At 61.5% G+C, this 24,985-nt stretch carries 22 protein-coding genes; 5 read left to right on the top strand and 17 right to left on the bottom strand.

Translation table 11 applies throughout. The features are described from left to right. Positions 1-4 precede the first annotated feature (4 nt). On the bottom strand, positions 5-844 hold the full coding sequence (locus tag BUA42_RS15350) for a hypothetical protein (protein ID WP_072779164.1): 840 nt from the start codon (positions 842-844) through the stop codon (positions 5-7). Positions 845-935: 91 nt separating this feature from the next. Between BUA42_RS15350 and cobS the strand changes: the two genes are divergently transcribed. The 4 genes from cobS (at position 936) to BUA42_RS15370 (ending at position 6,193) form a co-directional block, all read left to right on the top strand. Then, positions 936-1,922 carry a cobaltochelatase subunit CobS gene (gene cobS / locus BUA42_RS15355; protein ID WP_072779165.1) on the top strand — a complete coding sequence of 329 codons (987 nt, stop codon included), beginning with the start codon at positions 936-938 and terminating at the stop codon, positions 1,920-1,922. Positions 1,923-2,039: 117 nt separating this feature from the next. Continuing rightward, on the top strand, positions 2,040-3,917 hold the full coding sequence (gene cobT / locus BUA42_RS15360) for a cobaltochelatase subunit CobT (protein WP_072779166.1): 1,878 nt from the start codon (positions 2,040-2,042) through the stop codon (positions 3,915-3,917). A gap of 89 nt (positions 3,918-4,006) precedes the next feature. Then, a complete protein-coding gene (locus BUA42_RS15365; protein ID WP_072779167.1) occupies positions 4,007-5,788 on the top strand; it encodes an aminopeptidase P family protein in 1,782 nt (593 codons plus the stop codon). A gap of 60 nt (positions 5,789-5,848) precedes the next feature. Further along, a complete protein-coding gene (locus BUA42_RS15370) occupies positions 5,849-6,193 on the top strand; it encodes a DUF427 domain-containing protein (protein WP_072779168.1) in 345 nt (114 codons plus the stop codon). Between the two features lie 14 nt (positions 6,194-6,207). Here BUA42_RS15370 and BUA42_RS15375 read toward each other — a convergent pair whose 3' ends face one another. Both BUA42_RS15375 and BUA42_RS15380 read right to left on the bottom strand, forming a co-directional pair. Continuing rightward, complete coding sequence (locus BUA42_RS15375; protein ID WP_072779169.1) at positions 6,208-7,884, bottom strand: chloride channel protein; 1,677 nt, start codon at positions 7,882-7,884, stop codon at positions 6,208-6,210. A gap of 117 nt (positions 7,885-8,001) precedes the next feature. Continuing rightward, entirely contained in the window at positions 8,002-8,601 is a 600-nt protein-coding gene (locus BUA42_RS15380; protein WP_072779170.1) for a TetR/AcrR family transcriptional regulator, read from the bottom strand. Between the two features lie 98 nt (positions 8,602-8,699). Between BUA42_RS15380 and BUA42_RS15385 the strand changes: the two genes are divergently transcribed. Beyond that, on the top strand, positions 8,700-9,242 hold the full coding sequence (locus BUA42_RS15385) for an anthrone oxygenase family protein (protein ID WP_245819029.1): 543 nt from the start codon (positions 8,700-8,702) through the stop codon (positions 9,240-9,242). Here the strand turns inward: BUA42_RS15385 and recN are convergent. The 14 genes from recN to ftsW form a co-directional block, all read right to left on the bottom strand. Further along, positions 9,239-10,891, bottom strand: coding sequence for a DNA repair protein RecN (gene recN / locus BUA42_RS15390; protein ID WP_072779171.1), 1,653 nt, complete (start codon positions 10,889-10,891; stop codon positions 9,239-9,241). The two genes, BUA42_RS15385 and recN, sit on opposite strands and share 4 nt — an antisense overlap. A gap of 33 nt (positions 10,892-10,924) precedes the next feature. Continuing rightward, on the bottom strand, positions 10,925-11,779 hold the full coding sequence (locus BUA42_RS15395; protein ID WP_072779172.1) for an outer membrane protein assembly factor BamD: 855 nt from the start codon (positions 11,777-11,779) through the stop codon (positions 10,925-10,927). 159 nt (positions 11,780-11,938) lie between these two features. Continuing rightward, complete coding sequence (gene lpxC / locus BUA42_RS15400) at positions 11,939-12,859, bottom strand: UDP-3-O-acyl-N-acetylglucosamine deacetylase (RefSeq protein ID WP_072779173.1); 921 nt, start codon at positions 12,857-12,859, stop codon at positions 11,939-11,941. A gap of 213 nt (positions 12,860-13,072) precedes the next feature. Continuing rightward, on the bottom strand, positions 13,073-14,701 hold the full coding sequence (gene ftsZ, locus BUA42_RS15405) for a cell division protein FtsZ (RefSeq protein ID WP_072779174.1): 1,629 nt from the start codon (positions 14,699-14,701) through the stop codon (positions 13,073-13,075). A gap of 183 nt (positions 14,702-14,884) precedes the next feature. Continuing rightward, entirely contained in the window at positions 14,885-16,219 is a 1,335-nt protein-coding gene (gene ftsA / locus BUA42_RS15410; protein ID WP_072779175.1) for a cell division protein FtsA, read from the bottom strand. Further along, positions 16,216-17,091, bottom strand: a complete 876-nt coding sequence (locus BUA42_RS15415) for a cell division protein FtsQ/DivIB (protein ID WP_072779176.1) — start codon at positions 17,089-17,091, stop codon at positions 16,216-16,218. The genes ftsA and BUA42_RS15415 overlap by 4 nt, the downstream gene beginning before the upstream one ends. Further along, the gene (locus tag BUA42_RS15420; protein WP_143152714.1) at positions 17,079-17,999 is read right to left on the bottom strand and encodes a D-alanine--D-alanine ligase; all 921 of its coding nucleotides are present in this window, start codon (positions 17,997-17,999) and stop codon (positions 17,079-17,081) included. Before BUA42_RS15420 ends, BUA42_RS15415 begins: the two co-directional genes overlap by 13 nt. A 100-nt stretch (positions 18,000-18,099) precedes the next feature. Next, the gene (gene murB, locus BUA42_RS15425; protein ID WP_072779178.1) at positions 18,100-19,035 is read right to left on the bottom strand and encodes a UDP-N-acetylmuramate dehydrogenase; all 936 of its coding nucleotides are present in this window, start codon (positions 19,033-19,035) and stop codon (positions 18,100-18,102) included. Between the two features lie 39 nt (positions 19,036-19,074). Continuing rightward, positions 19,075-19,332 carry a DUF2484 family protein gene (locus tag BUA42_RS15430; protein WP_072779179.1) on the bottom strand — a complete coding sequence of 86 codons (258 nt, stop codon included), beginning with the start codon at positions 19,330-19,332 and terminating at the stop codon, positions 19,075-19,077. Between the two features lie 79 nt (positions 19,333-19,411). Beyond that, a complete protein-coding gene (locus tag BUA42_RS15435) occupies positions 19,412-20,599 on the bottom strand; it encodes an APC family permease (protein ID WP_072779180.1) in 1,188 nt (395 codons plus the stop codon). A 79-nt stretch (positions 20,600-20,678) separates the two neighbouring features. Next, positions 20,679-21,011, bottom strand: coding sequence for a DUF2484 family protein (locus BUA42_RS15440; protein ID WP_245819030.1), 333 nt, complete (start codon positions 21,009-21,011; stop codon positions 20,679-20,681). 112 nt (positions 21,012-21,123) lie between these two features. After that, entirely contained in the window at positions 21,124-22,521 is a 1,398-nt protein-coding gene (gene murC / locus BUA42_RS15445; protein WP_072779181.1) for a UDP-N-acetylmuramate--L-alanine ligase, read from the bottom strand. Beyond that, positions 22,518-23,636 carry a UDP-N-acetylglucosamine--N-acetylmuramyl-(pentapeptide) pyrophosphoryl-undecaprenol N-acetylglucosamine transferase gene (locus BUA42_RS15450; protein ID WP_072779182.1) on the bottom strand — a complete coding sequence of 373 codons (1,119 nt, stop codon included), beginning with the start codon at positions 23,634-23,636 and terminating at the stop codon, positions 22,518-22,520. The genes murC and BUA42_RS15450 overlap by 4 nt, the downstream gene beginning before the upstream one ends. 90 nt (positions 23,637-23,726) lie before the next feature. Next, positions 23,727-24,893, bottom strand: a complete 1,167-nt coding sequence (gene ftsW / locus BUA42_RS15455) for a putative lipid II flippase FtsW (protein WP_072779183.1) — start codon at positions 24,891-24,893, stop codon at positions 23,727-23,729. Positions 24,894-24,985: the final 92 nt, after the last annotated feature.

The following is a 24,985-nucleotide window of genomic DNA, read 5'->3' on the forward strand; positions in this document are numbered from 1 at the left end:
AGGGTCAAAGCGGCAGCAAAATCCCCGCCCGCATGGCCAGCCATAAAACGCCGGCGGCCAGAGCGCCTGCCACCGCATATGGCCAAATCTGCGCCCAGATCGTTTCCTGGTCGGGCGGAACCACGCGCGACGTGATGCGGCGCAAGACCTGCTCGGGCACGGGAATCGGGTCGGTTTCAGACAGCATCAGATGCGCAATCTGACTTTGCCAGAACGCGAGCACGTCAGATATGTCGGCGGGTTGCCCGTTTTCCTCGTGACCACCAACACCAAGCGCTGCCTCGGCAGCACTTATCGTGTCCTCGACGCTGAAATCCGAGCCCGAGATCATGCATGCACGCAACGCGACAATCGCCCCCTGCACCGAGGCACGCACTGTCTCCACATCCACGTCCGCCGCCTGTGCCAGATCGTCATAGCTTTCGCCATCTAGAATGATCCGCCGCATCAGCGTGGCTCGCGCTTTTGGCAGCGTCTCCAGACATCCGGCCAGAGTTGCCGCCTCATCGACGGTGTGATGGCCCGGTTGCGACAGAAGATCGCTGGTCCGCAGCTCTGGAGGTCGGTTCGCGCGGCTGCGCTTCCGGGTTATGGCGCGGTCGCGAATGGTGAGCGCCAGTTCATCGATTGCCGGCAGCGGACCGTCGCGAAAGTGGTCCGCCTGATCCCAAAGATCGACATAGAGCTGCTCGAGAATCTCTTCCGCCTCGACCAGATCTCCAGTGATCCGTTGGGCGATAGCCAGAAACGTCCCCGACGCCTGATGGAAGACCGTCTCGAACGCGACCCGATCCGCCATCGCGATGCGTGCGATCAGGCTGTCTGTCTCCTCAGGCCCTGTCATCGACCGATTCCCGCGCCCTTTCCCTTGCTCCTCCCGCCATTATGTTGCACCACACACGCCAACACGCCCAGCTGAGAAGGATGTCCGCAACATGGCCGACGGGACAATCGACATCAACGCCAAACCGACCGAAGAGATTCTGGTCCGCGAGGTTTTTGGCATCGATACGGATATGGTTGTGCACGGGTTTCCGGAGCGCACGGAGCGTGTGCCGGATATCGACAGCACCTACAAGTTCGACCCGGACACGACGCTCGCCATCCTGGCCGGCTTTCGCAACAACCGTCGCGTAATGATCCAGGGCTATCACGGCACCGGCAAATCAACCCATATCGAGCAGACCGCGGCGCGGCTCAACTGGCCCTGCGTGCGGGTGAACCTCGACAGCCATATCAGCCGGATCGACCTCATCGGCAAGGACGCGATCAAGCTGGTGGATGGCAAGCAGGTGACACAGTTCCAGGAAGGAATTCTGCCCTGGGCGTTGCGGAACCCGACGGCCATCGTGTTCGACGAATACGACGCGGGCCGGGCCGACGTGATGTTCGTCATTCAGCGCGTGCTTGAAACCGACGGCAAACTGACCCTGCTCGACCAGAACGAGGTTATTACACCGCACAAATATTTCCGGATTTTCGCGACGGCCAACACAGTCGGCCTTGGCGACACGACGGGTCTTTACCACGGCACGCAACAGATCAACCAGGGACAGATGGACCGCTGGTCACTCGTGGCGACACTGAATTACCTGTCGATCGACGCAGAGACTTCGATCGTTCTGTCGAAGGCGCCGCATTACAACACCGAAAAGGGCCGCAAGACCGTGCGCCAGATGGTGACCGTGGCTGACCTGAGCCGCACCGCCTTCATGTCGGGCGATCTGTCGACCGTGATGAGCCCGCGCACCGTGATTGCCTGGGCACAAAACGCAGAGATCTTCCGAGACGTGGGCTATGCCTTCCGCGTGTCGTTCCTCAACAAATGCGACGAGCTGGAGCGGCAGACGGTGGCGGAGTTCTATCAGCGTTGCTTTGACGAAGAGCTGCCGGAAAGCGCGGCCAGCCTGAGCATTGCCTGATGGTTTCGGATCGGTTTCACCGATCCAACCGGAGCGCGCCTGCGGCGCGCGTGAGGGCGCTGCCCTCACACTCCCGAGGTGTATTTGAAACAGAGAAGATGAAGAGGCGGGTCAGTCTTGAGCAAACCATCTGACAATCCCGCCGATCCGTTCAAGAAAGCGCTGGCCGAGGCGACGAAGGTCCTGGCGAATGACCCCGAGCTGACGGTCAGCTATTCTGTCGACCCCGCCGGCATGTCCGGAGACGCGATGCGTCTTCCGCAAGTCAGCCGGCGACTGACGCGCGACGAGGTGATGCTCGCCCGCGGTACGGCGGATGCGATGGCCATGTACCGGCGCTACCACGATGCGGGCACGCATCAGCGCTACGTGCCGCAAGGCGATATGGCGCGCGAGTTGTACGAAGCGATGGAGACCGCGCGCTGCGAAGCGATGGGCGCGCGCGACATGCCCGGCACGGCGGGCAATATCGACGCGAAGATCGGTCACGACGCGATGCGCAGGGGCTATGACCAGATCCGGGAAGCGTCCGAAGCGCCCCTTCCCGCCGCCGCCGGGTACCTCGTGCGTCATCTGGCGACAGGGCGCGACCTGCCTGAAGGCGCGCAGAACGTCATGGAGCTCTGGCGCGGGTTCATCGAGCAGCAATGCGGCGGCACGCTCGACGGGCTGGACGACGTTCTGAACGATCAGGCCGCCTTTGCGCGGTTTGCGCGGGCGATGATCACCGATCTCGGCTACGGCGACCAGTTGGGCGACGACCCGGACGAGATCGACGAAGACGCCGAAGATCAGGGTGAGGAAGGCGCGGACGAGGATCAGGAACCCGACAGCACCGGTCAGGACGACGATCAGGAGCAGGACGCCGAGGCCAGCCCCGAACAGAGCCAGGACGAGACACAGGACCCGAGCCAGGCTCAGGTGTCCATGGACGAGATGGCCGACCAGGAGATGGGCGAAGAGGCCGAAATGCCTGAAGGCGAAGCCCCTTTGGAGCCGCCGCCCCCTGCCCCGATCTCGGAAGCGGACCCGGACTACAAGGTGTTCGACACAGCGCATGACGAAGAAATTCTGGCGGAAGAACTGGCGGAGCCGGTCGAACTGGAACGGTTGCGCGCCTATCTCGATCAGCAGCTTGAGCCGCTGAAGGGCGCTGTGAGCCGCCTCGCCAATAAGCTGCAGCGGCGCCTTCAGGCGCAGCAGAACCGCTCGTGGGAATTCGATCTGGAGGAAGGCATCCTCGATGCCGGGCGTCTGGCGCGTGTCGTGGCCAACCCGACGACGCCGCTTTCCTTCAAAGTGGAGAAAGACACCGAGTTCCGGGACACGGTGGTGACCCTGCTTTTGGACAATTCAGGGTCGATGCGCGGGCGACCCATTTCGATTGCCGCGATTTGCGCAGATGTTCTGGCGCGAACCTTGGAGCGGTGTTCGGTCAAGGTGGAGATTCTCGGTTTCACCACACGCGCCTGGAAAGGTGGGCAGGCGCGGGAGAAATGGCTGAACGAAGGCCGCGAACAGCAGCCCGGTCGCCTCAACGATCTGCGGCACATCATATACAAGGGGGCCGATGCGCCGTGGCGGCGCACGCGGGCCAATCTTGGTCTGATGATGAAGGAAGGCCTTCTGAAAGAGAATATCGACGGTGAGGCGCTGGAATGGGCGCACCGGCGCATGATCATGCGGCCTGAGGCGCGCAAGATCCTGATGGTGATCTCGGACGGGGCGCCGGTCGATGACAGCACCTTGTCGGTGAACCCGGCGAATTACCTCGAGAAACACCTACGTGATGTGATCGCGATGGTGGAGCGCCGCAAGCAGGTGGAGCTTCTGGCCATCGGGATCGGGCATGACGTGACGCGCTATTACGAACGCGCGGTGACGATCACGGATGTGGAACAGTTGGCGGGTGCGATGACCGAACAGTTGGCATCGCTCTTTGACAGCGATCCACGGGCGCGGGCACGGCTCATCGGGATCAAGCGCGCGAGTTGAGCCACATGTATGCCCCTTGGCACTTGGGGTGCAGGCCTTTTTAAAGAAAAGAAGGGGCGGCGAGTGCGCTCCGATCCAAGGACGTCGCGATGTTTCAAAGCTTTCATGAGACCTCGAATCCGGAACAAGGCCCGCCCCGGTTGGCCGCCCTGCGCGAGGCGATGGCGGCGGAAGGGCTGGATGGGTTCATCGTTCCACGCGCCGATGCACATCAGGGAGAATACGTCGCGGCGCGGGACGAACGGCTGTCCTGGTTGACCGGCTTTACCGGATCGGCCGGGTTCTGTGTCGCCCTGCGCGAAAAGGCCGGGGTCTTCATCGACGGTCGCTACCGGGTGCAGGTGCGCGCGCAGGTGGCGGAATGTTTCACACCGGTTTCCTGGCCGGAAACCTCTCTCGGAGACTGGATCGCAGAGCATGTGGACGAGGGTGGTGTCGTAGGTTTCGATCCCTGGCTGCACACAGTGGGCCAATTGCGAGACCTGGAGAAAGCATCCGCGGGAGTCACCCTGCGCCGCACAGAAAACCTTGTGGATCGTATCTGGGACGATCAGCCGGAGCCACCATCGGCGCCCGCCTTCGTGCAACCGGTGGAATTGACCGGCGAAGCACACAACGCCAAGATCGCGCGCCTTGCGGAAAGCCTTGGTGAAGCGTCCTGCGCCGTCATCACGCTTCCCGACAGCTTGTGCTGGCTGTTGAACATTCGCGGCGACGACGTTCCCCGCACGCCTTTCATGCACGGATTCGCTCTGCTGCATGCCGACGGCACAGTGTCCCTTTTCGCGGACCCGGCGAAACTGACCGGGCTGGGCGACCATCTGGGTGAGCGCGTACACACGGCGCCAGTGGACGCATTTTTACAGACCCTGTCGAAGCAAAAGGGTCCGGTGCAAATCGACCCGGCCTCATGTCCGGTAATCGTGGCCGATACGCTGATTGCCGCCGGGGTCGAGATCGTCGAGGCATCTGATCCCTGTGCCTTGCCGAAAGCCTGCAAAACGGCGGCCGAGTTGGACGGCGCCCGCGCGGCGCAGTTGCGGGACGGCGCGGCAATAGCGCGGTTTCTGTGCTGGCTCGATGCGCAACCTGCGGGCAGCCTGACCGAGATCGGTGTTGTGAAGCGGCTCGAAGCCGAACGGTCGGCTACGAACGCACTGCGGGATATCAGTTTCGACACGATTTCCGGCGCCGGCCCGAACGGGGCAATCGTACACTACCGGGTGACGGACCGTACCAATCGGACGGTTGAGCCGGGTTTGCTGTTGGTGGACAGCGGCGGTCAATACGTGGATGGCACCACCGATATCACACGTACGGTTGTGATTGGTGAGGCCGGCGAAGAAGAGCGGCGCGCGTTTACTCTGGTCCTCAAGGGCATGATCGCCATATCGCGGTTGCGCTGGCCGAAGGGTCTGGCCGGACGCGATATGGATGCGCTCGCCCGCGTTGCGCTTTGGGAGCATGGTATGGATTACGCCCACGGCACCGGGCATGGCGTGGGGTCCTACCTGAGCGTGCACGAGGGCCCGCAAAGGCTGGCACGCGTCGGCACCGTGCCGTTCGAGCCAGGCATGATCCTGTCGAACGAACCCGGCTTCTACAAGGAAGGCGCGTTCGGCATCCGGATCGAGAACCTGATCGTGGTGCAGGAGGCCGAACCGCTGCCGGAGCAAACCGTGGCCGAGATGCTATCCTTCGAAACGCTGACATGGGCGCCCATTGATACAAGACTGGTGGATGTCGCCCTTCTGACGGAAAAAGAACGGGACTGGCTCAACAGCTATCATGCGCAGGTTCGCGAAAAGATCGGACCTCTGGTCGATGGCGAAGTGTCTGAGTGGCTTTCTAAGGCTTGCGCCCCAATTTGATCCAAAACGTTTACATTCCACCGCTAAGCCCGCTACATCGCGGGCAAAAGGGAGACCGCTATGCAGAAACACATCACAATTACACCGGCCGCGGGAACTTGGTCTGTGCGCGCTGGCGGTGCCGTCCTGGCGGAAAGCAAAAACGCGCTTGAACTGCAGGAAGGCGATCTGCCCTTAGTGATCTACTTTCCGCGATCCGATGTGGCGATGGCGTTTCTTGATGCCAGCGATCACACCACAACTTGCCCGCACAAAGGCACGGCAAGCTATTTCGATATCGTGTCGAAAAGCACCACCCTCAAGAACGCGGTCTGGAGCTACGAGGAGCCAAAGGCTGACGTCGCCGAGATCAAGGGTTACCTTGCCTTCATGGCGCAGGATGGCGTGACCGTCGAACAGGTCTGATCCCCGACCGACTATTAGCTATGCTCTTCTTCGGCCGTCGCTGCCAAAGCGCGGTTGTAGGCTTTCAATGCATCAACATGGAACAACGCGCCTTGCAAGACGGGTGCATTGTCCGGACCTGTGAGGGTGACGACGGGAAGGAAAGCCACGCCCGACTTGTCGAAGAGCGGCAGGGCCGTCTCGAGCGTCGCTTGCGCCTGCACATACAGGCCCTGCTCGATCATTGTGAGACACGCGTCTTCATCGGCCGAGTTCGGGTCGTTGGGCTTACGCATCACGCCCTGCACGCGGAATATTGCCAGCAGATAGGCCTGCGGCCCGGCGGCGAGGTGGACGTTGCGGCGCTCCAATTGCGTGAGAAAGAAAGAGCGGTCGACAAGACGCGCCGCCACGGCTGTCGACATCGAAACCGAGACCATCACAGCGAGCCCGGTCTGCCAGTCCCCGGTCAGTTCAAACACGATGAGCGTTGTGGAGATCGGCGCGCCCAGAACCGCAGCTGCCACCGCGCCCATACCGGCCAGAGCATAGAGTGTGGATGCGCCGGAGTTCTCCGGGAAAAGTCCGGTTGCGATGAGGCCGAACGCCAAACCGGTCAGAGCGCCGAGCATCAGCGACGGAGAGAACACGCCACCGCCCATACGTCCGCCCATCGTGATCGCCACTGCGACCACCTTGAGCACGGCAAAGACCATCGCTTCGTGCCAGAGCAAGGCGCCCGTCAGCGCACGCGACGTGGTCTCGTAACCCACACCGATGATGTGCGGATACCAAATCGCCAACCCGCCAAGCATGACCCCTGCAATAGCGGGCCTCAAGAGATGTGGCAGCCTCAGGCGCTGCTGAAAGCTTGTGCCAAGGTCATCGGCAAGGAACACCGCCCGCATCATGATCACCGCCACCAGCCCACAGACAAGCCCGAGGATGAAAAAGGCCGGAAGTTCGAGGTAGAACTCCACCGTGGTCGTGCCTGGCAACGCGAATTCGGTCACGTCGCCGAACATCAATCGGTTGATGACCGTTCCGGCTGCGCTTGCCACCACAATGGGCGCAAAGGCGTGCAGCGCGAAATGCCTCAGGATCACCTCCATCGCGAACAAAGCTCCGGCGATGGGGGCGTTGAAGCTGGCCGAGACCGCCGCAGCCACGGCACAGCCCAACAGGTCGCGACCGGTGATCCCATCGGCCCGGATGGTATTCGACACCCACGACGAAATCATTGCCGCGATGTGGACAACCGGACCTTCCCGTCCGGTGCTGCCCCCGGTCGACAAGGTGATCCAGGAACAGATGGCAGAGGCGATACCTGCCTTCTTCTCGACCCGCCCGTCATTCAGGGCCGCGCCTTCAATCACATCGGCAACGGATCGCACTCGTCCATCCGGCGTGAAGAAATGGACGATGATCCCCACGACCAATCCGCCAATTGTCGGGATCGTCAGCAGCATCCACCACGGCAGATTGGCGGCATAGCTGTGAATGGTCGTGACGCTTGGCGTGCCATAGACTGTTGTCTGCAGGAACGTGATCGCCAAACGAAAGACCGTCGCCGCGAGACCTGCTGCGATCCCAATCATCAGGGCGATCAACCAGAACTGAAATTGCGACGGTCCTTTATGGCGCAGCAAATCCCAGCCGCGCCCGCACTGCCGCCTCATTTCCAGCAATTGACCACGCAAAGCCGACGCCATGCCAAGCGGTCCTTTCGGTGACGGGGAGAGCCGTCAAAAATCTCCTGATTATCAACGGTTAACCGAAGCGGCCTCGGTGTCCACCCCTTCGAACATCAAACTGTGTGACGGTCGGTGTCAGGACACAGTCGCCAGCGCGATCAGACGTCGTTCGGCACGTCGCGCCCGTTCAGCGATCACCTCCGGTGATACGGGGCCCAAAGCCCCCGTGGCCCGGCGGATTTGCAGGTCACCAACCAACAGATCGACGTAGAGCGAGGCAAGGTCCGCCGGATCTTCCGTCCACCCGTAAGCGTCCCGCAGTAGCGAAAACAGGTCCACCATCAGCGGGAAGACACGCCCACGTCCGGCCTCGGCCAGCGTCTTGCCCAAAGTGCCCGTCGCGTCAGCGGCCGCAGCACGGTTCAACGCAATAGCTCTGTCCCCCAGCAGCATGGTCAAAAGCACGCGTCCAATGTCGGACAATGCCGACTCCTGAATGTCGGATGCCTGAATCTGGTGCCGCAAGCGTTTTGCGACCTCCTCGGCGTTGCTGTCGATCAGCGCCGTAAAAAGGCCGAGCTTGTCCCCGTACCAGCGATAAAGCGTCTCGTTCGACGCCTTCGCCGCCTTCGCCACGGCCAGCATCGACATGTTCTGAAAGCCTTTTTCGGCAAGAATGTCATAGGCCGCCGCCTCAATCTGGGCACGACGCAAAGCCTTTGCTTCGTCTCTCATGTCGCCTCGTGAAATTCCGGGTTGACTAAAATCCGTAACACAGTGTACGGAATTGTAAAGGCGTACACTGCGTTACGGATATTGAAAGTGAGACAGCTATGACCCCTCTTCCCCTGGCCTACTCGGCCCCACCACAGGACATCACCGATGCGATGCGCGTTGCCGCACAAATCTCAGGCTTGGCGGCGGTGCTCTTCAGCGGCGCCATCTTCGGATTTTTCTACGCATGGATTTGTTCGACCATGTGGGGTCTGGATTCTACGGACCCCCGCATCGCAATTCAGGCAATGCAGGCTATGAATGGTTCTGTCCGCAACATGGTCTTCGCACCCGCATTTTTCGGCACGCCCTTCGTTCTTGGGATCGCCGCTTTGCTTGCGCTGAAGGTCGACAATACGCAGGCCGCAGTCGCCTTCGGGCTGGGTGGCGTGATCTACGCGCTTGGCGGAGTGTTCTTGACCATGACCGTCAACGTTCCGATGAACGAAGCGCTTGGCGCTCTGCCGGTGCCCACCGACATCGACGCGGCGCGAGAGATCTGGGTGGCCTATTCCGATGAATGGCAGCTCTACAACACCATCCGCACCGTGTTCAGCGGCATTGCCCTCGCACTTGCGGGCTTTGGAATGATGCGTCTTTAGCCGGCCAGTAGGGCCCGCGCCGCGGCACGGGCCTCGTCCGTCACGGTATCCCCAGACAACATGCGCGCGATTTCACCTTCGCGCGCCGACGCATCCAGCGGAATCACGGTCGAGGTCGTCTGCGCCTCGGCCACCCGCTTTTCCACTCTCCAGTGATGCGCCCCAAGAGCCGCGACCTGAGGCGAATGCGTGACCACCAGAACCTGTCCGCCCTCCGCCAACGCCGCGAGTCGACGCCCGACCGCTGCCGCCGTGGCTCCACCGACCCCGCGATCGATCTCGTCGAAGATCATCGTCAGACCTGCATTGCTTTGCTCGGCCAAGCAAACCTTGAGCGCCAAAAGAAAGCGGCTCAGTTCGCCACCAGAGGCGATCTTTCCTATAGGCCCTGCTGGCGCTCCCGGGTTTGTGGCAACGGTGAACGCCACCTGGTCGACCCCGTCAGGGCCTGCTGCAGCCGTGCTGAGTTCAGTCGAAAACACAGCCCGTTCCATCTTCAACGGAGCCAGTTCTTCACAGACAGCGGTGTCGAGTCGTTTTGCGGCTTTCGCACGGCTCTCTGACAACGCCTTCGCCGCCTTTTGAAAAATCGCTTCCCTAGTGCGCAAATCCGCGGTCAGTTCACTAAGCCGACCCGCGCCCTGATCCAACGCGTCCAGCCTGCCCCGTAGCGTCTCTGCCAACCCGGCAAGGTCATCCGGCGCAACCGCATGTTTTCGTGCCAGCCCGCGCAGGGCAAACAGCCGTTCTTCGGTTGCTTCCAATTCGTGTGGGTCGAAATCCAGCGCATCCAGAACTTCGGCCACGCCGCGCCCAGCCTCGTCCAGTTCTGCCATCGCCCGGGCCAGTGCGGAAAGCGGGTCGTCCAAGCGCCCCTCTGCAGCATCGCTCGCGCCTTCGAGCCACCGCAACGCGTCGCCCATCGCACCTTCGGCCCCATCTAGTCCCATCGCCTGCGCCGCCCGTGCGATGTCGTCGCGGATTCGCTCTGCACCCTGCATCATCCGGCGGCGGGCATCGAGCTCGGCATCCTCGCCCGGCTCTGGGGCCAGCTTGTCCAGTTCGGCAACCGCGTGTCTCAGGAAGTCTTCTTCCGCGCGCGCTTCGGAATAGGCCGTTTCGGCGGCGTTCACGGCTTTGCGCGCTGCTGACATGCCGCTCCATGCGGCTCGCGTGTCAGACAGCAAGCCTTCATGCCCTGCGAAATCGTCAAGCAAGGCCCGGTGGCCCTTCGGATCGAGAAGCCCTCTGTCATCGTGCTGGCCGTGCAACTCGACAAGCGTGTCGGACAAAGCGCGCAGCATTTCACCACTGACCCGACGGTCGTTCACCCACCCGGTCTTGCGACCATCCTTGGCGTTTACACGCCGCAGGATCAACTCGTCAGCATCGTCGAACCCGGCTTCGATGAGGACCTTATGCGCCGCATGATCCTTCGGCAGTTCGAAAACAGCGATGACTTCCCCTTGCTCGGCCCCGGACCGTACCAGTTCGGCCCGACCCCGCCAGCCAAGAACGAAACCGAGACTATCCAAAAGGATCGACTTGCCGGCGCCGGTTTCCCCGGTCAGCACATTGAGACCCGGCTGGAACTCAAGCTCCAGCCGGTCAATGATCAACATGTCCCGTATTTCAAGCGTGCGCAGCATGTCTTGCAGAATGGGTGCGATGCCCCATCGCCCTTACAACCACTGCCCTCTGACCATCTGGCGATAGACCTGACGCAGCCAGTTGTCGCCAGTCGCTGTCAGTTCGAGGCCACGGCCGGTCAAAAGCTTGAAGCTGTCCTCGTACCAGTCGGTCGACTGGAAATTATACCCAAGGATAGCGCCAGCGGTCTGCGCCTCGTCCGTCAGGCCAAGAGACAAATAGGCTTCGACCAAGCGATGCAGCGCTTCTGCGGTGTGCGTTGTGGTCTGGAAATCCTCGACAACCACCCGGAACCGGTTGATCGCGGCAGCGTAATGGTCGCGGCGCAGGTAATAACGCCCGATTTCCATTTCCTTGCCCGCAAGGTGGTCGAACGCCAGATCGAACTTGAGAACGGACGACCGCGCGTATTCGCTATCCGGGTAACGTTCGATGACCGTGCGCAGCGCCTGGAGCGCTTGGAAGGTCAGGCCTTGGTCGCGACCGACCTCCTCGATCTGGTCGTAATAGCTGAGGGCAAGAAGGTATTGCGCGTAGGCTGCGTCTTCGTCGGTCGGGTAGAAGTCGATATATCGCTGCGCCGCGCTTCGGCTGTTTTCATAGTCCTTGTTCTGATGATAGGCGAAGGCCTGCATGATGACCGCGCGCTTGGCCCATTCGGAATACGGATAAAGTCGTTCGACTTCAGAGAAAAAGAACGCCGCATCTCTGGGATCGCTGCGATCCAGTTCGAACTCTCCGCGTTCGAAGATCTGTTCCGCAGTGAAATTCTCGATCGGCACACCACCGGGACCAAAACCGGGGCGTTCCCCATTGCCGCACGCGGTCAGCGTCACAACCAAGAGCCCTGCTCCGATCACAGCTTTTGCGTATCTGCCCGCTGCCATGCCCGTCACCTTCGTTAAGCCGTCGTGGCTATATGTGCCACTTGTCTGCATTTGGTCCTAGCACAATAAATCACAAGGCAAAACGCCTTAAGGGACCGTTGCAAAGGACCACCGGTCGAACACATTCGCTCGACCTTGGGATGGGTCCACAAAATGGGATTACGCGACGGCGGGAACTTCGTGTTCCTCGACACCGGCACCGGGAAGCTGCGCCGCCTCGGCAGGGTCACAATCGCGGATGCGGAACCCGTCCGGCGTTGCGAACAGCGCGCAGAGCAGCATGTTCGTCAATGCGTGCCCGGCCTTGTGACCCTCGTAATGTCCAAGGATCGGCGCGCCAGCCAAGGCAAGATCGCCAAGCGCATCAAGCATTTTGTGGCGCACAGCCTCGTCGTGATGGCGCAAACCGCCGGGCGTCAGCACGGTATCGCCGTCCACCACGACTGCATTTTCAAGCGTCCCACCCAAAGCCTTACCTGCCGCGCGCATCGCGTCCACGTCCGAAGCCCGACAAAACGTGCGGCTGTCGCAGAGTTCACGCACAAATGTGCCGTTGGCCAGGTTCAGCGACTTGCTCTGCCGACCGATGGCCGCATCGGCGAAATCGATGTGAAAGTCCATCGTCAGACCAGTTCCCGGTCCAAGACGCGCCCAACCTTGGGCGGTATGGACTTCGACCGTGCTGAGCACCTCGATCACGCGGATCGGCGCGTTCAGGCGTTTGACGCCAGTTGCCATGATGGCACGCACAAAGGGGGCCGCGCTGCCATCCAGAACAGGAACTTCCGGCCCATCGATCTTGATCAGCGCGTTATGGACACCGCAACCGGCCAAAGCGGCCATCACATGTTCGATGGTCGACACGGACACGCCGGCATCGTTCTTGATCAGAGTACACAACGGCGACTGCTCAGCCTTGTCCCACAGCGCCGGAATAGTTGCGTCGCCCAACCGGATATCGCTGCGCAGAAAGACGATTCCATGATCTGCCGGCGCCGGACACACGACCATCTTCACCGGCTGACCAGTGTGAAGACCCGTGCCGTGAAACCGCACCGTTGATTGAACCGTTGTCTGCAAATGACCCTCGGATTGCTACGCGCACACCCCCATGCCGCGCTTCGAGGTAGGTCATATAGAGTGACCTGTTTGGTCTCAAATCAAAGATTGTAACGGCGTGAAACACAGGCCCGATGAATATCGGCGGATTTTTGCCGTGATAAATAATAGGCTGATCTTAAACGAAAAACGCCCCCGGAATTGGGGGCGCTCCGCTAGAATTGTGTCGCCGACTTAGTTTGCCTGACGGCGCAGGAAGGCCGGAATTTCAATCCGCTCCTGATCGGCATCCGCTTCAGGCTCGGGCGCCGGGGCTGCCGCGGCGGACCGCACAGGTGGCTGCGTCGAGCGGCGCACAGGGGCGTCTGGTGCCTGTCCATGGCCGGTCATGCGGTTGATGAGGGAGTTGATCCCGAAACGCGGGCGATCCGCATCAGCGGGCTCTGCTTCGGTCGCGGCGGCGGGTTTCGCTGCTGCCTCGGGACGGGCGCGAGAGGCTGCTGCCTGCAGGCGGGCCAGCGCTTCTGCGCTCGGTGTGCCCGGTGCCGGAGCACGCGGGGCCACAAACTGCTCCGGATCCGCTTCGATGCTATCTTCACGCGGGCTGAATTCCGCAACCTGCGGTCGATATGCCGGCGCTGGCAGTCCGTCGTCGTCAAGCGCATCCTGAGCGCTGTCATCCTCAAAGATGGTTTCCATCTGCTCTTCGGCTGCGACACGCTCTGTCTCGGTCGGTCCGAAGAGCGACGGCTCTTCTGATGTCTCGGCGGCGCGGGCTGCGACGCGCTCGGGCGAGACCTCTTCACGCTCGGATTTCGCGTGCTCTTCAACCTGGGTCATCTGGGTAAGAGGCGTGGCCAACGACCGGCGCGGGACCGGGATTTCGGTGTGTACGTCGGTTGCATCAATGCCGGTTGCCACAACGCTCACGCGCATCGCGCCCTGCATCGCATCGTCGAGGGTCGAGCCGACGATGATGTTGGCATCTGCATCGACTTCCTCGCGGATACGGTTCGCCGCTTCGTCCAGTTCGAACAGCGTCAGGTCGTGCCCGCCGGTGATATTGATAAGAACACCCTTGGCGCCACGCAGACTGATTTCGTCCAGAAGCGGGTTCGCAATGGCCTTCTCGGCCGCTTGAATGGCGCGATCTTCGCCTTCCGCTTCGCCTGTGCCCATCATCGCTTTGCCCATCTCGTCCATCACGGCACGAACGTCGGCGAAGTCGAGGTTGATAAGACCCGGGCGCACCATCAGGTCGGTTACACCCTTCACACCCTGATACAGCACATCGTCGGCCATCGAGAACGCTTCGGTGAAGGTGGTCTTCTCGTTGGCAAGGCGGAACAGGTTCTGGTTCGGAATGATGATCAGCGTGTCCACGACCTTCTGCAGCGCCTCGACGCCATCTTCGGCCTGCTTCATCCGCTTGCCGCCCTCGAACTGGAACGGCTTCGTCACGACCCCAACCGTCAGAACGCCAAGCTCGCGGGCGGCCTGCGCGATGATCGGGGCAGCGCCGGTTCCGGTGCCGCCACCCATGCCCGCGGTGATGAAGCACATGTGCGCCCCGGCAAGGTGATCGACGATCTGTTCGATGCTTTCTTCGGCAGCGGCGGCCCCAACAGACGCACGCGCCCCGGCACCCAATCCTTCGGTGACCTTGACCCCGAGTTGAATACGGCTGTTCGATTGGCTTTGTTGCAACGCCTGCGCGTCCGTGTTCGCCACCACGAAATCGACGCCATCAAGCGCCTTTTCGATCATGTTGTTCACGGCGTTGCCGCCTGCACCTCCGACACCGAACACGGTGATGCGGGGTTTCAATTCTTCCTGTCCGGGCACCGAAAGGTTCAAAGTCATTTGATTGTCCGCCTGCTACTACAGCCCGATTCCGGGCATTTTCTGCACCTATTCCGCCAATTATTACCGGGCAAGTACCCGAAGGTCACGTAAAAACCTTTGTTATCCACAGTTTCGACACTAAATCTGCCTATCGCCGAAAACCGCAAAACCGGATTTTGTCGAAACCTCAACATCTTGCGATCACCAGTTATCGCGGAACCATTTCACCGCTCGCTTCAAGGACCGGGCGGGATACCGGTCTACGGGGATTTCGAAATCCCACCATTCATCCTGTGGATGTGCCGCAAACAGGCACAAACCCACGGCGCTTGCGAATCCCGGACCGGTCGCGGCCTGTGGCAATCCGTGTACGCGCATGGGGCGGCCCAGACGCACTTGCTGGCCCAGGATCTTTGTCGCCAAGCCATCAAGTCCGGGGATTTGGCTCGCGCCACCCGTCAGCACGATCTGCTGGCTTGGCAAGTGTTCAAACCCCGCCGCATCCAACCGAGCACGTACCTCTTCAAGGATTTCCTCAACGCGTGGTCTCATGATGCCGATCAGTTCCGCGCGGCTGACGGAACGCCGATCATGGTGCCAATCGCCGGTATCGCCACCGATCTCGATCATGTCGCGGTCGTCCATGCCGGTGGCCACGACACCACCGTGAAAGGTCTTGATCCGCTCGGCCACCGCCATCGGGACCTGAAGTCCCATCGAGATGTCGCTTGTCACATGATCCCCGCCCATGCGCACAGCATCGGCGTAAATCATGTGCTTTTTCATGAAGATAGAAAGCCCAGTTGATCCACCACCCATGTCGATACAGGCGGCCCCTAGCTCTTGCTCATCCTCCACCAGCGCGGCAACGCCTGACACATAGGCCGAACTCGCGATGCCCGCGAGTTCCAGATCACACCGCTTCATGCAATGGGCGAGGTTCTGGATCGCCATCGCGTCCACCGTCAGCATATGCATGTCGGTAGCGAGTTCCTGCCCGATCTGCCCGCGCGGGTCGATCAAACCCGACCGGTGATCCAGCGCAAAGTTCACGGGCTGCGCGTGCAGCACCTCGCGCCCGTGGCCGAAATCCGGCACGTCACAGGCCGACAGCACCCGCGCCACATCCTGTTCGTCAACGGTGGTCCCGGCAACTTCGACCTTGCCCGCCAGACCATAGCTGCGCGGATCGGCGCCGCCGAAACAGGCGATCACGTGATCCACCCGGATCTGCGCCATCTTCTGCGCCGCCTGGACCGCCGTCCGGATCGCGCGTTCGGTCTCGCTCATCGAATCGATCTCGCCGAAACGCACGCCGCGCGACCGGGTTGTGGCCGCTCCGATCACCCGGAACCCGGACTGCCCCGCCAAGGACCCGATCGAATCGCTTTCAAGTCCCCGGTCCGTGCCATCGAACCGCAGGACAAGGCAGGCGATCTTCGAGCTTCCGATGTCGAGGATCGCGATAACCCCACGCTGCATCGCCGCCTTGCGCATATTGCGCATCGCCCGTTGAGACTCGTAAAGCTCGATCATTCCACTGGTTCCCCTGCCTCAATCGCCCGGATGCGGATCAATTCCTGCACCGCTCCGTCTGTCATTCTGAGCGTCGGTCTGTGCGGTAACCGCAGGTCGACCGTGACCAGATCGCGCTCCAGCATGTCCACCGCCTGATCCATCGCAATCACACGCTCCAGTGCCTGCGCCGCATCGGCCTCGGGCAGCAGGATGCGTTGGTCGCGGTCAAGCACGACGTCCCAGCGTCGCTCGCCCATACGCACAAAGCCACGCAACCGGTCGGCCAAAGGCTCTGCCGCCTGCATCAGGTTGAGCGCTTCTTCGACGTAGCCATTCGCACCGTCGCCCACGATGAGCGGCAATTCCGGCCAATCGGACCGTACGAAGGCCGGGCCGACCAGTACGCCTTCGTCGTCGAGAAGCTGCAACCCCCGATCGTTCCGCCAAAGCACGACCGGAACGCGCTCGACCACGTCGACCTGAAGAACATTGCCCTGCCGCACGTAGAGCCGTGCCGATTTCACCGGATCGAGAGACACGACCGTCTCGCGCATCGCCTCGAGGTCCAGATCAAAAGAGCTGATCGGGAAATCAACCGGAAGCATCTCGCGCACGCCTTCGGCCACAAGATCGCTCGCACCATCGACAGCCATCATGTTGACCATGAACTCCGGACGGCTTTCCACCTGCGACCGCAGGTCAGCGTAGGTGTCGACCACCATCTGCCGATTTCCTTCGACCGACAGCCACCATGTGGCGACACTGAAGGTCAGCAGACAGGGCAGTCCAAACCGGAGAAGCAACCGGAACAGCGGCGTCAGCATCAGCCGCTCCATTCGGTATTTCAGCCGCGACGGGGCCGGATCGGGACGCGCGTTCATCTGTGACATGACGCGTCCTCCACCATCCAGCGGCACAGCGCCCCAAAGCTCATGCCTGCGTGCTGCGCCTGCTCCGGAGTGAGGGATGTGGGCGTCATACCGGGTTGCGTGTTGGTTTCGAGGAGGATCAGGCCATCCACACCTCGCGCCTCATCCCAGCGGAAATCTGTCCGCGTGACACCGCGACAGCCCAGCGCTTTGTGCGCCCGCACCGCGTAGTCCAGACAGGCTTCGGTGATTTCGGAGGGCAAATCCGCGGGCACCACATGCCGAGACCCGCCCGCCTTGTACTTGGCGTCGTAGTCATACCACCCGTCGGTCAGGATATCCGTCACGCACAGCGCCCGGTCGCCGACGACGGTGGTCGTGAGCTCCCGCCCGGGCGCAAAGGTTTCCACCATCACGGTCTCGGGCATATCATCAGACAAGTGCGGCGGACCGTTCGCGGCGTCATGTACGAGATACACGCCGACAGACGAGCCTTCGTTGTTCGGCTTCACGACGTAGGGCGGTGCCATCACATGGCGCATCCGAACTTCGTCGCGCGGCGCCAGAACGCTCTCGACCACGGGAAGACCTGCGCGCCGGTAGACCTCTTTCGACCGTTCCTTGTCCATCGCAAGGGCCGACGCCAACACACCGGAATGCGTATAGGGCAACTGCATCCATTCCAGCAGGCCCTGAACACACCCATCTTCCCCCCAACGACCGTGGAGCGCGTTGAAACAGACGTCCGGCGAAAGGGCGGTCAGAACAGCAGCAAGGTCACGGCCCGCATCGACCTCGTGAACCTCAAAACTTTCACCCCGCAAAGCGGCCGCGCATTCGCGCCCCGTCGACAGCGACACCTCGCGTTCGGCCGAGGGGCCACCCATCAACACTGCCACTTTCGGGTTTGCCCTGCTCGACATACCCAAAATCGCCTCAAATCAGGGGTTTACCCCCATTTCTGCCTGGGGCCATGCCCCTTATGATTTTGTGCAACCTGCTCGCTGCACCGCCTCAATTCGCAAGGGTTTATCCCTTGTCAGAAGACACCGGTTCACCGATGCGCTTGATTTCCCATACTAACTCTATTCCAGACTGTTGGAAAACCCTTTTTCTCACTTCCTCGCCCAATCCCTCAAGGTCCGCCGCCGTCGCTGACCCGGTGTTGACCAGGAAGTTGGAATGCTTGGGTGACATCTGCGCCCCGCCCCGTGTCGCACCGCGCAAACCGGCGTCATCGATGACCTTCCACGCTTTCAGATCATGCACGTCATCCGCCCGTCCCGTAGACGAAAACCCCGCCGGGTTTCGAAAGGTACTTCCCGCCGATCGGTCCTTGGTCGGTTGCGTCTCGTCGCGTCGCTTGAGCTGTGCCTCCATATGCGCGTGCAACTGCTCAGCGTCGGCGACGTGTCCCTCGAACACGGCCTCCACAATCACGGCCCCCTCGGGGACCTCGGATGACCGGTAGGCAAAGCTCAGATCAGATGGGGTGAGGGTCACCAATTCACCGGACCGCAGCACCGCGCGCACCTCTAACAGATGATCGGCCACGTAAGACCCGTAGCACCCGGCATTCATGCAGACCGCGCCACCAATCGCGCCCGGAATGGTGCGCAGGAAGGTGAGATCAACACCGGCATCAGCCGCCTTTCGTGCAACATGCGCATCGAGCGCGGCGGCGCCTGCCGTAACCCGCGCGCCCTCAACCGAAATGGAGTTGAAACCCCGGCCCAGCCGGACCACCACAGCGCGCAAACCCCCGTCGCGCACGATCAGGTTCGATCCCACTCCCATGGGAAAGACCGGCACCTCTAGTGGCAAATCGCGGAGAAAGTCCTGAAGATCCGCAAGATCGGCAGGTTGGAACAGCCAATCGGCAGGTCCCCCCACGCGCAGCCAGGTCAGATCTGACAGCGGTTTGTTCGGGGTCAGTTTGCCCCGTACTTTCGGTAGCTCAGTCATGCTCCGCGTAATGCAACGCCACGCAAAGCCCGTAAAGCCTCATTCCGGCCGGCGCGCGAACTGCCTGACGATCCACGCCCAGAGATACCGCAACGGCCACCGAAAAACGCTCGCCGCCGCCGCGGTGAAGGCCAACCCGAACAGGATACCATCATTCCAATAGACCATGACTAGGATCGGAGCCCCGATCAGCATCAGGAAATAGGCGCGACGCCAGTGATTGTCATTCGACGGGATCGCCGCAAGGATGGCGGCAAGGATGATCCAACAACACGCGGCGCTTAACGTCAGGCTCATCGCGGTTCTCCCTCAGGCACTGCTCTTCTCGAACTGGGAAACACCAAATCAAATTGACCAAAAATTGGCACAGCCATGGTCATCCCGCGAAAAGAGCGGTCAACAAAGCGGCAAGGCTCAGCACACACCCGAGAACCGGAACAGCAATCGGCACCGTGAAGCCCTCACCCGTGCCACCTCTCAATTTTACCAGAATGAGGGCTCCGTTGACCAGCACGAAGACGCTTAACAACACTATCGACGTGACCTCGGCGAGCGTGGAGATCGGCAACAGCAAAGCACCGAGTATCACGCAAACGCCGACAAGAACCGTCGCCAGTACGGGTGTGCCGAAACGTGGATGTGCGTGATGAAACCCTTTGAAAACCGCAGTCCGACGGCCCAACCCGAACAACACCCGCGCCGCCATCACGTTTTGCGCCAGAACACCGTTCAACGCCGCGAAGACGGCCACGACCGAAAGGAAGTCCGCGCCACGGCCAAGCGCCGTCTCCCAAACCAGTGCAAGCGGTTGCTCGGATGCGGCCAGCGCTCCGACAGGTGCCACCCGCACGGCGGCGTAGGCCACAAGCGCATAGATCGCACTGGTGATCATGAGCGCAAGCAGGATGGCTCTTGGCATCGTCCGGCGCGGGTCGCGCACTTCTTCGGCCATGTTCACGATGTCTTCGAACCCGATGAAAGCAAAGAAGGCCAACAGTGCACCAGCGGCCACACCACCCCAGATCGGCGCAGGCGGTGCCGCCATCTCCGCCACAGGGGACGCGGTCAATCCCACCCAGATCACAAGCGCCAACCCACCGATCTCGATGACCGTGAAGACCGCCGCGACGCTCAGGCTTTCCAACGCACCGAGCACAGCGATTCCGACCAACGCCAGGCCAAGACCGATGATGAGATACGCGGGTGCGACATCCACGAGCGCACCCAGATACCCGACACCCCCGCGCAGAACGGCGGCCGCCGACACCGTTCCGGCGATCACGATCGCCACTCCGACGATCACGCCCAGCCAATTCGCACTGTAGCCTTCCGCGACAAACGCCGCCTCGCCCGCGGCATCCGGCAGACGAGCGGAGAACTCGCCGTAACTTAACGCCGTTGGCGCGGCGACGATGCCCGCAAAGACAAAAGCAAGCGGAGCCCAGACACCGGCTTCGGCCGCCACTGCCCCGATCAACACGTAGATGCCCGCGCCGACCATGACCCCAACGCCGTAGGCGGTCAGCAGCGGCAGACCGATGCGTCGTTTCAAGTGCTCCGCCATGCCGCCCTTTCTCGCCTCATCGCAAGGCGCAGCTAACCGAAATCGGGCAGGTGCATCCATGCGATGGGTCAAACGCGCTTCAGCGCCGCAAATTCACCGGCCAACCCGTCACTTTCTTCCAGAAGAACTTCAGCGGATTGCGATACATCGACAAAAACGCCGCCATCGCGGCAAATCCGGCCCAGAGCGCGACCTCGACGGCGATGACATAAATCAGCATCGGAGCCGCCAACAATAAAAGCACCCCCGGCACATACTGCCGCCGCATCGGCAACATCGCGACCAGAACGGACGCGAAGACCCAGCCGATACTGAGCCAGAGAAGAAGCATGTCGATTTGTTCCTTCGCTATTCGGGGACCGCTGCGATTGTCACCACGTTCAGGGCGAAAGCGCGGCACGAAGACGATCATCCGGTGGCAACGTGATCCTCATCTTCTCTGTTTCGGAAATACCTCGGGGTGTGGGGCAGAGCCCCACCGTTTCCGGACCCGGAAACGCCAAAATGCGGAGACGCATTTTGGTCTACGCGGTCAACCGCGCCGGCAACCCGTTGGCCCAGGCCGAGATCGTGCCGGCGCCAAGGCAGACCACCATATCGCCGGGACGGGCCTGTTCCCGGACCAGCCGTTCCAGGTCGTCCTCGGACAGAATCGCCCGCGCATGGCGGTGACCGTGACGGATCAGCCCCGCCACCAGATCATCGCGCGACGCCCCTTCGATCGGGTTCTCTCCAGCCGAAAACACCTCGGCAATCGCCACCACATCCGCCTCGTTGAAACAGGCGCAGAAATCGTCGAACAAGTGCGCAAGCCGCGAATACCGGTGCGGCTGGTGCACCGCAATGACCCGACCTTCCGAGGCCTGTCGCGCGGCCTTGAGAACGGCGGCGATCTCGACCGGGTGATGGCCGTAATCGTCGATGATGGTGACCCCGTTCCATTCGCCCACCTTGGTGAAGCGCCGGTTCACCCCGCCGAAAGCCGCCAGAGCCGCGCGGATCTCGGATTTCTTCATCCCCAAATGCCGCGCCACAGCGACGGCAGATAGCGCGTTCGATACGTTGTGATCGCCAGGCATGGGCAGGGTGCAGCCCTCGATCACCCCGTCCTCGGCCTGCAGCGCAATGTCGAAATGCGCGACACCCTTCTCGTACCGCAAGTTCACTGCGCGGACGTCTGCCTGTGCGTTGAAGCCATAGGTCACCACCCGACGATCCGTGACCTTTCCGACAAGCCGCTGCACTTCCTCATGGTCGGTGCAGCACACGGCCAGCCCATAGAACGGGATGTTTGAGACGAAGTCCTGAAAACCTTGGCGCAACCGGTCGAAATCGCCCCAGTGCTCCATATGCTCGGGGTCGATATTGGTAACGATCCCGATGGTCGCGGGCAAGCGGTTGAATGACCCGTCGCTCTCGTCTGCCTCCACGACCATCCATTCGCCCTGCCCCATCCGCGCGTTTGAGCCATAGGCGTGGATGATCCCACCATTGATCACGGTCGGATCGAAACCGCCTGCCACCATCAGTTCGGCCATCATCGTTGTGGTCGTGGTTTTCCCGTGGGTCCCCGCAATCGCAATGTTGGACTTGAGCCGCATCAGCTCTGCCAACATGTCCGCCCGCCGCACCACAGGCAGGCCACGGGCGCGTGCCTCGTCAAGTTCCGGATTGCCCGGCTTGATCGCGGTGGACACGACAACCACCTCGGCCCCGTCGAGGTTTTCGGCGCGCTGTCCTTCGAAGATACGTGCGCCAAGATCCGCAAGGCGATTGGTGATCTTCGACGCCTTCAGGTCGGACCCCTGTACCGTGTAGCCGAGGTTCACCAAGACCTCTGCAATCCCGGACATGCCTATCCCGCCGATGCCCACAAAATGAATGGCCCCGATATCGACCGGGAGTTTCGTGGCGGCGTTCATGCGGGTTGTCCTTCTTGGTCTTCGGGCGCCTGTCCGGCGAGCATCTCGACAAGCGCGGCCAACTCTTCGGCGGCGTTGGGCTTCGATTGTCTGACGGCGGCAATGGACATCTGCAAGGCGCCATCGGGATTGTCCAGAACCGCCGCTATCTGTTCCCCAAGGCTGTCCACCGTGAGTTTGCTTTCCGGAATTCGGATCGCCGCACCGGCCTCGACCAGACCTTTGGCATTGGCGGTCTGATGGTCCGCCGTCGCAGCCGCGTATGGGATCAGAATCGCGGGCCGTCCGATGACCGAGATATCGGCGACACTCGAGGCGCCCGAACGCGAAATGACCAGTTGCGCTTCACTCATCCGTTTCGGCACATCGTTGAAGAACGGTTGCACCTCGGCGGTGATCCCGTGCTCTTCATAAAACTGCGCAACGCGCTCGCCGTCCTCGTCGCGCGCCTGATGACTGACCCGCAGCCGCTGCAGTGTCTCTAAAGGCAAGGCGGCAATGGCAGGCGGCACGACATCCGACAGGATGCGCGCGCCCTGGCTGCCGCCGATGACAAGGATCGACATCGGGTAATCCCCCGGCGGGATGAAGGGTGCCGCCGCACGCTCTTTCACGGCAAGCCGGACAGGGTTGCCCACATGGATCGCCTCGACGCCTTCGGGAACTTTGGTCGGCCACGTGCCGCATGCGACAAGGTCCACCCGCTTGGCAAAAAGATCATTGACACGGCCCAGCACACCGTTTTGTTCGTGGATCATGCGCGGCCTGCGCAACAGCGTCGCCGCGCCCAGCGCCGGAATCGACGGGTAGCCGCCAAAACCAACGACGACATCAGGTTTGTCGCGCAGCATGCGGCTCGCCATGGAGAGCACGCCCCCGGCAATGCGCAAGGGCACAAGTGCTTTGGACAAAAGACCGCCGCGTGCGAAGGTTGCGCTGCTTACCTCTTCGATCTCGGTCGAATGCGGGAAACCGCCGGTGTAGCGCGCGCCGCGCGCGTCAGTGGACAGCTTCACGCGCCATCCTCGACGAAGCATGACCTCGGCCAGCGCCTGCGCCGGGAACATATGCCCGCCCGTGCCGCCTGCCGCGATGACCAGATATGGTTTGCTCATGAATGCCCCGCCCGAAGGTTGAAGGCACACAGACCCATCCACGACCGGTTTGTCAACAAACCAGGGCGTAAATCACCCCAGATGATGACGCTATCGCAACCGTCCTCGCAAGATATCGCCGATTTCGCCTTGCGGTCGTGTTCGCGTGAAGGCCAACAACATACCCACAGCAATCCCGCCTGCAATCAAGGACGACCCGCCATAGCTAACGAAGGGAAGCGTCATGCCCTTGGCAGGCAGAAGGCGGACCGCCACACCCATGTTGATCATCGCCTGAACGCCAAACATGCAGGCAAGCCCCGTCCCGGCCAGTCGGATAAACGGATCCCTCTCGCGCATCAGCCGCAGCAGGGACCGCACCACGATCGTGGCGTACAAAGCGATGATGATAAGAACCAGAACAAGCCCGTATTCCTCGGCAGCCACTGCAATAATGAAATCCGTGTGCGCGTCCGGCAGGGACCACTTCACCTGCCCCTCTCCCACGCCAACGCCGAAGAAGCCGCCTTCGCGGATGGCGTTGGTGGCGTAGCCCAGCTGCGTCGTGGGATCGACCTCGGGGCTCAGAAACCCATCGATGCGCCGCGCAAAATGTTCAGAGTTCTGGTACGCGACCGTGCCCGCAAAGATCACCAGACCTGCCATGCCAATGAGCAAGAGCATCGGTGCACCGGCCACGAAATACATCACGCCCCATCCGAAAAGCACCAGACAGGCCTGTCCAAAGTCCGGTTGCAGCGCAAGCATGAGGACGATGCTTACCGTCAACGCGAAGGACAATGTTTTACCCGGCGGTCCGCCAAGCTCCTGACTGGCCGCAAGAAGCCACGCGGCGACGATGACGAAGGTCGGTTTCAGAAACTCGGATGGCTGCAGGGACCCGAACCCGATGGAATACCAGCGCACCGCGCCTTTGCCGAAGTCAGTGCCAAAGAACGGCAACAGGGCCAAAGCAATAAAGGCGAAGACAAATCCGATGACCGCAAAGCGCCGGACAACGATCGGGCTGAGCATCGACGTCACGATCAGGACGATCAGCGCCGTGCCTCCGAAAAACGCCTGACGCTGCACATAGTGGAACGGCGCAAAGCCATTGCGTTCCGCCAAGGGCGGCGACGCGGCCAGCCCAAGCAAAAGCCCGATGCCGAACAGAATGAAGATGCAGGACAACGACCACTTGTCGACCGTGCGCCACCACTTTGGCAACACAGGTTCACCCGCGCGCGAGGGCACCGCGCCATAGACCATCTCTGTCATGGTTTCACCGCTAACTCTGCCTCAACCGCCCGGGTTCTCCCGGGTCTCTGAGCGCACCCTAACGCATATGATTCGCCCGATCCAGAGGAATG

The sequence above is a fragment of the Marivita hallyeonensis genome (genome assembly GCF_900129875.1).
Lineage (GTDB): Bacteria > Pseudomonadota > Alphaproteobacteria > Rhodobacterales > Rhodobacteraceae > Marivita > Marivita hallyeonensis.

Excerpts from the sequence above, each read along its gene's own strand:
- BUA42_RS15385 (WP_245819029.1), top strand. The coding sequence starts at position 8,700 with ATGACCCCTCTTCCCCTGGCCTACTCGGCCCCACCACAGGACATCACC.
- BUA42_RS15440 (WP_245819030.1), bottom strand. The coding sequence starts at position 21,011 with ATGATCGTCTTCGTGCCGCGCTTTCGCCCTGAACGTGGTGACAATCGC.
- BUA42_RS15380 (WP_072779170.1), bottom strand. The coding sequence starts at position 8,601 with ATGAGAGACGAAGCAAAGGCTTTGCGTCGTGCCCAGATTGAGGCGGCG.
- BUA42_RS15395 (WP_072779172.1), bottom strand. The coding sequence starts at position 11,779 with ATGGCAGCGGGCAGATACGCAAAAGCTGTGATCGGAGCAGGGCTCTTG.
- murC (WP_072779181.1), bottom strand. The coding sequence starts at position 22,521 with ATGAACGCCGCCACGAAACTCCCGGTCGATATCGGGGCCATTCATTTT.
- ftsA (WP_072779175.1), bottom strand. The coding sequence starts at position 16,219 with ATGATCGAGCTTTACGAGTCTCAACGGGCGATGCGCAATATGCGCAAG.
- BUA42_RS15450 (WP_072779182.1), bottom strand. The coding sequence starts at position 23,636 with ATGAGCAAACCATATCTGGTCATCGCGGCAGGCGGCACGGGCGGGCAT.
- BUA42_RS15370 (WP_072779168.1), top strand. The coding sequence starts at position 5,849 with ATGCAGAAACACATCACAATTACACCGGCCGCGGGAACTTGGTCTGTG.
- BUA42_RS15415 (WP_072779176.1), bottom strand. The coding sequence starts at position 17,091 with ATGTCACAGATGAACGCGCGTCCCGATCCGGCCCCGTCGCGGCTGAAA.
- BUA42_RS15430 (WP_072779179.1), bottom strand. The coding sequence starts at position 19,332 with ATGAGCCTGACGTTAAGCGCCGCGTGTTGTTGGATCATCCTTGCCGCC.
- cobS (WP_072779165.1), top strand. The coding sequence starts at position 936 with ATGGCCGACGGGACAATCGACATCAACGCCAAACCGACCGAAGAGATT.
- ftsZ (WP_072779174.1), bottom strand. The coding sequence starts at position 14,701 with ATGACTTTGAACCTTTCGGTGCCCGGACAGGAAGAATTGAAACCCCGC.
- recN (WP_072779171.1), bottom strand. The coding sequence starts at position 10,891 with ATGCTGCGCACGCTTGAAATACGGGACATGTTGATCATTGACCGGCTG.
- murB (WP_072779178.1), bottom strand. The coding sequence starts at position 19,035 with ATGACTGAGCTACCGAAAGTACGGGGCAAACTGACCCCGAACAAACCG.
- BUA42_RS15375 (WP_072779169.1), bottom strand. The coding sequence starts at position 7,884 with ATGGCGTCGGCTTTGCGTGGTCAATTGCTGGAAATGAGGCGGCAGTGC.
- BUA42_RS15365 (WP_072779167.1), top strand. The coding sequence starts at position 4,007 with ATGTTTCAAAGCTTTCATGAGACCTCGAATCCGGAACAAGGCCCGCCC.
- BUA42_RS15350 (WP_072779164.1), bottom strand. The coding sequence starts at position 844 with ATGACAGGGCCTGAGGAGACAGACAGCCTGATCGCACGCATCGCGATG.
- ftsW (WP_072779183.1), bottom strand. The coding sequence starts at position 24,893 with ATGACAGAGATGGTCTATGGCGCGGTGCCCTCGCGCGCGGGTGAACCT.
- BUA42_RS15435 (WP_072779180.1), bottom strand. The coding sequence starts at position 20,599 with ATGGCGGAGCACTTGAAACGACGCATCGGTCTGCCGCTGCTGACCGCC.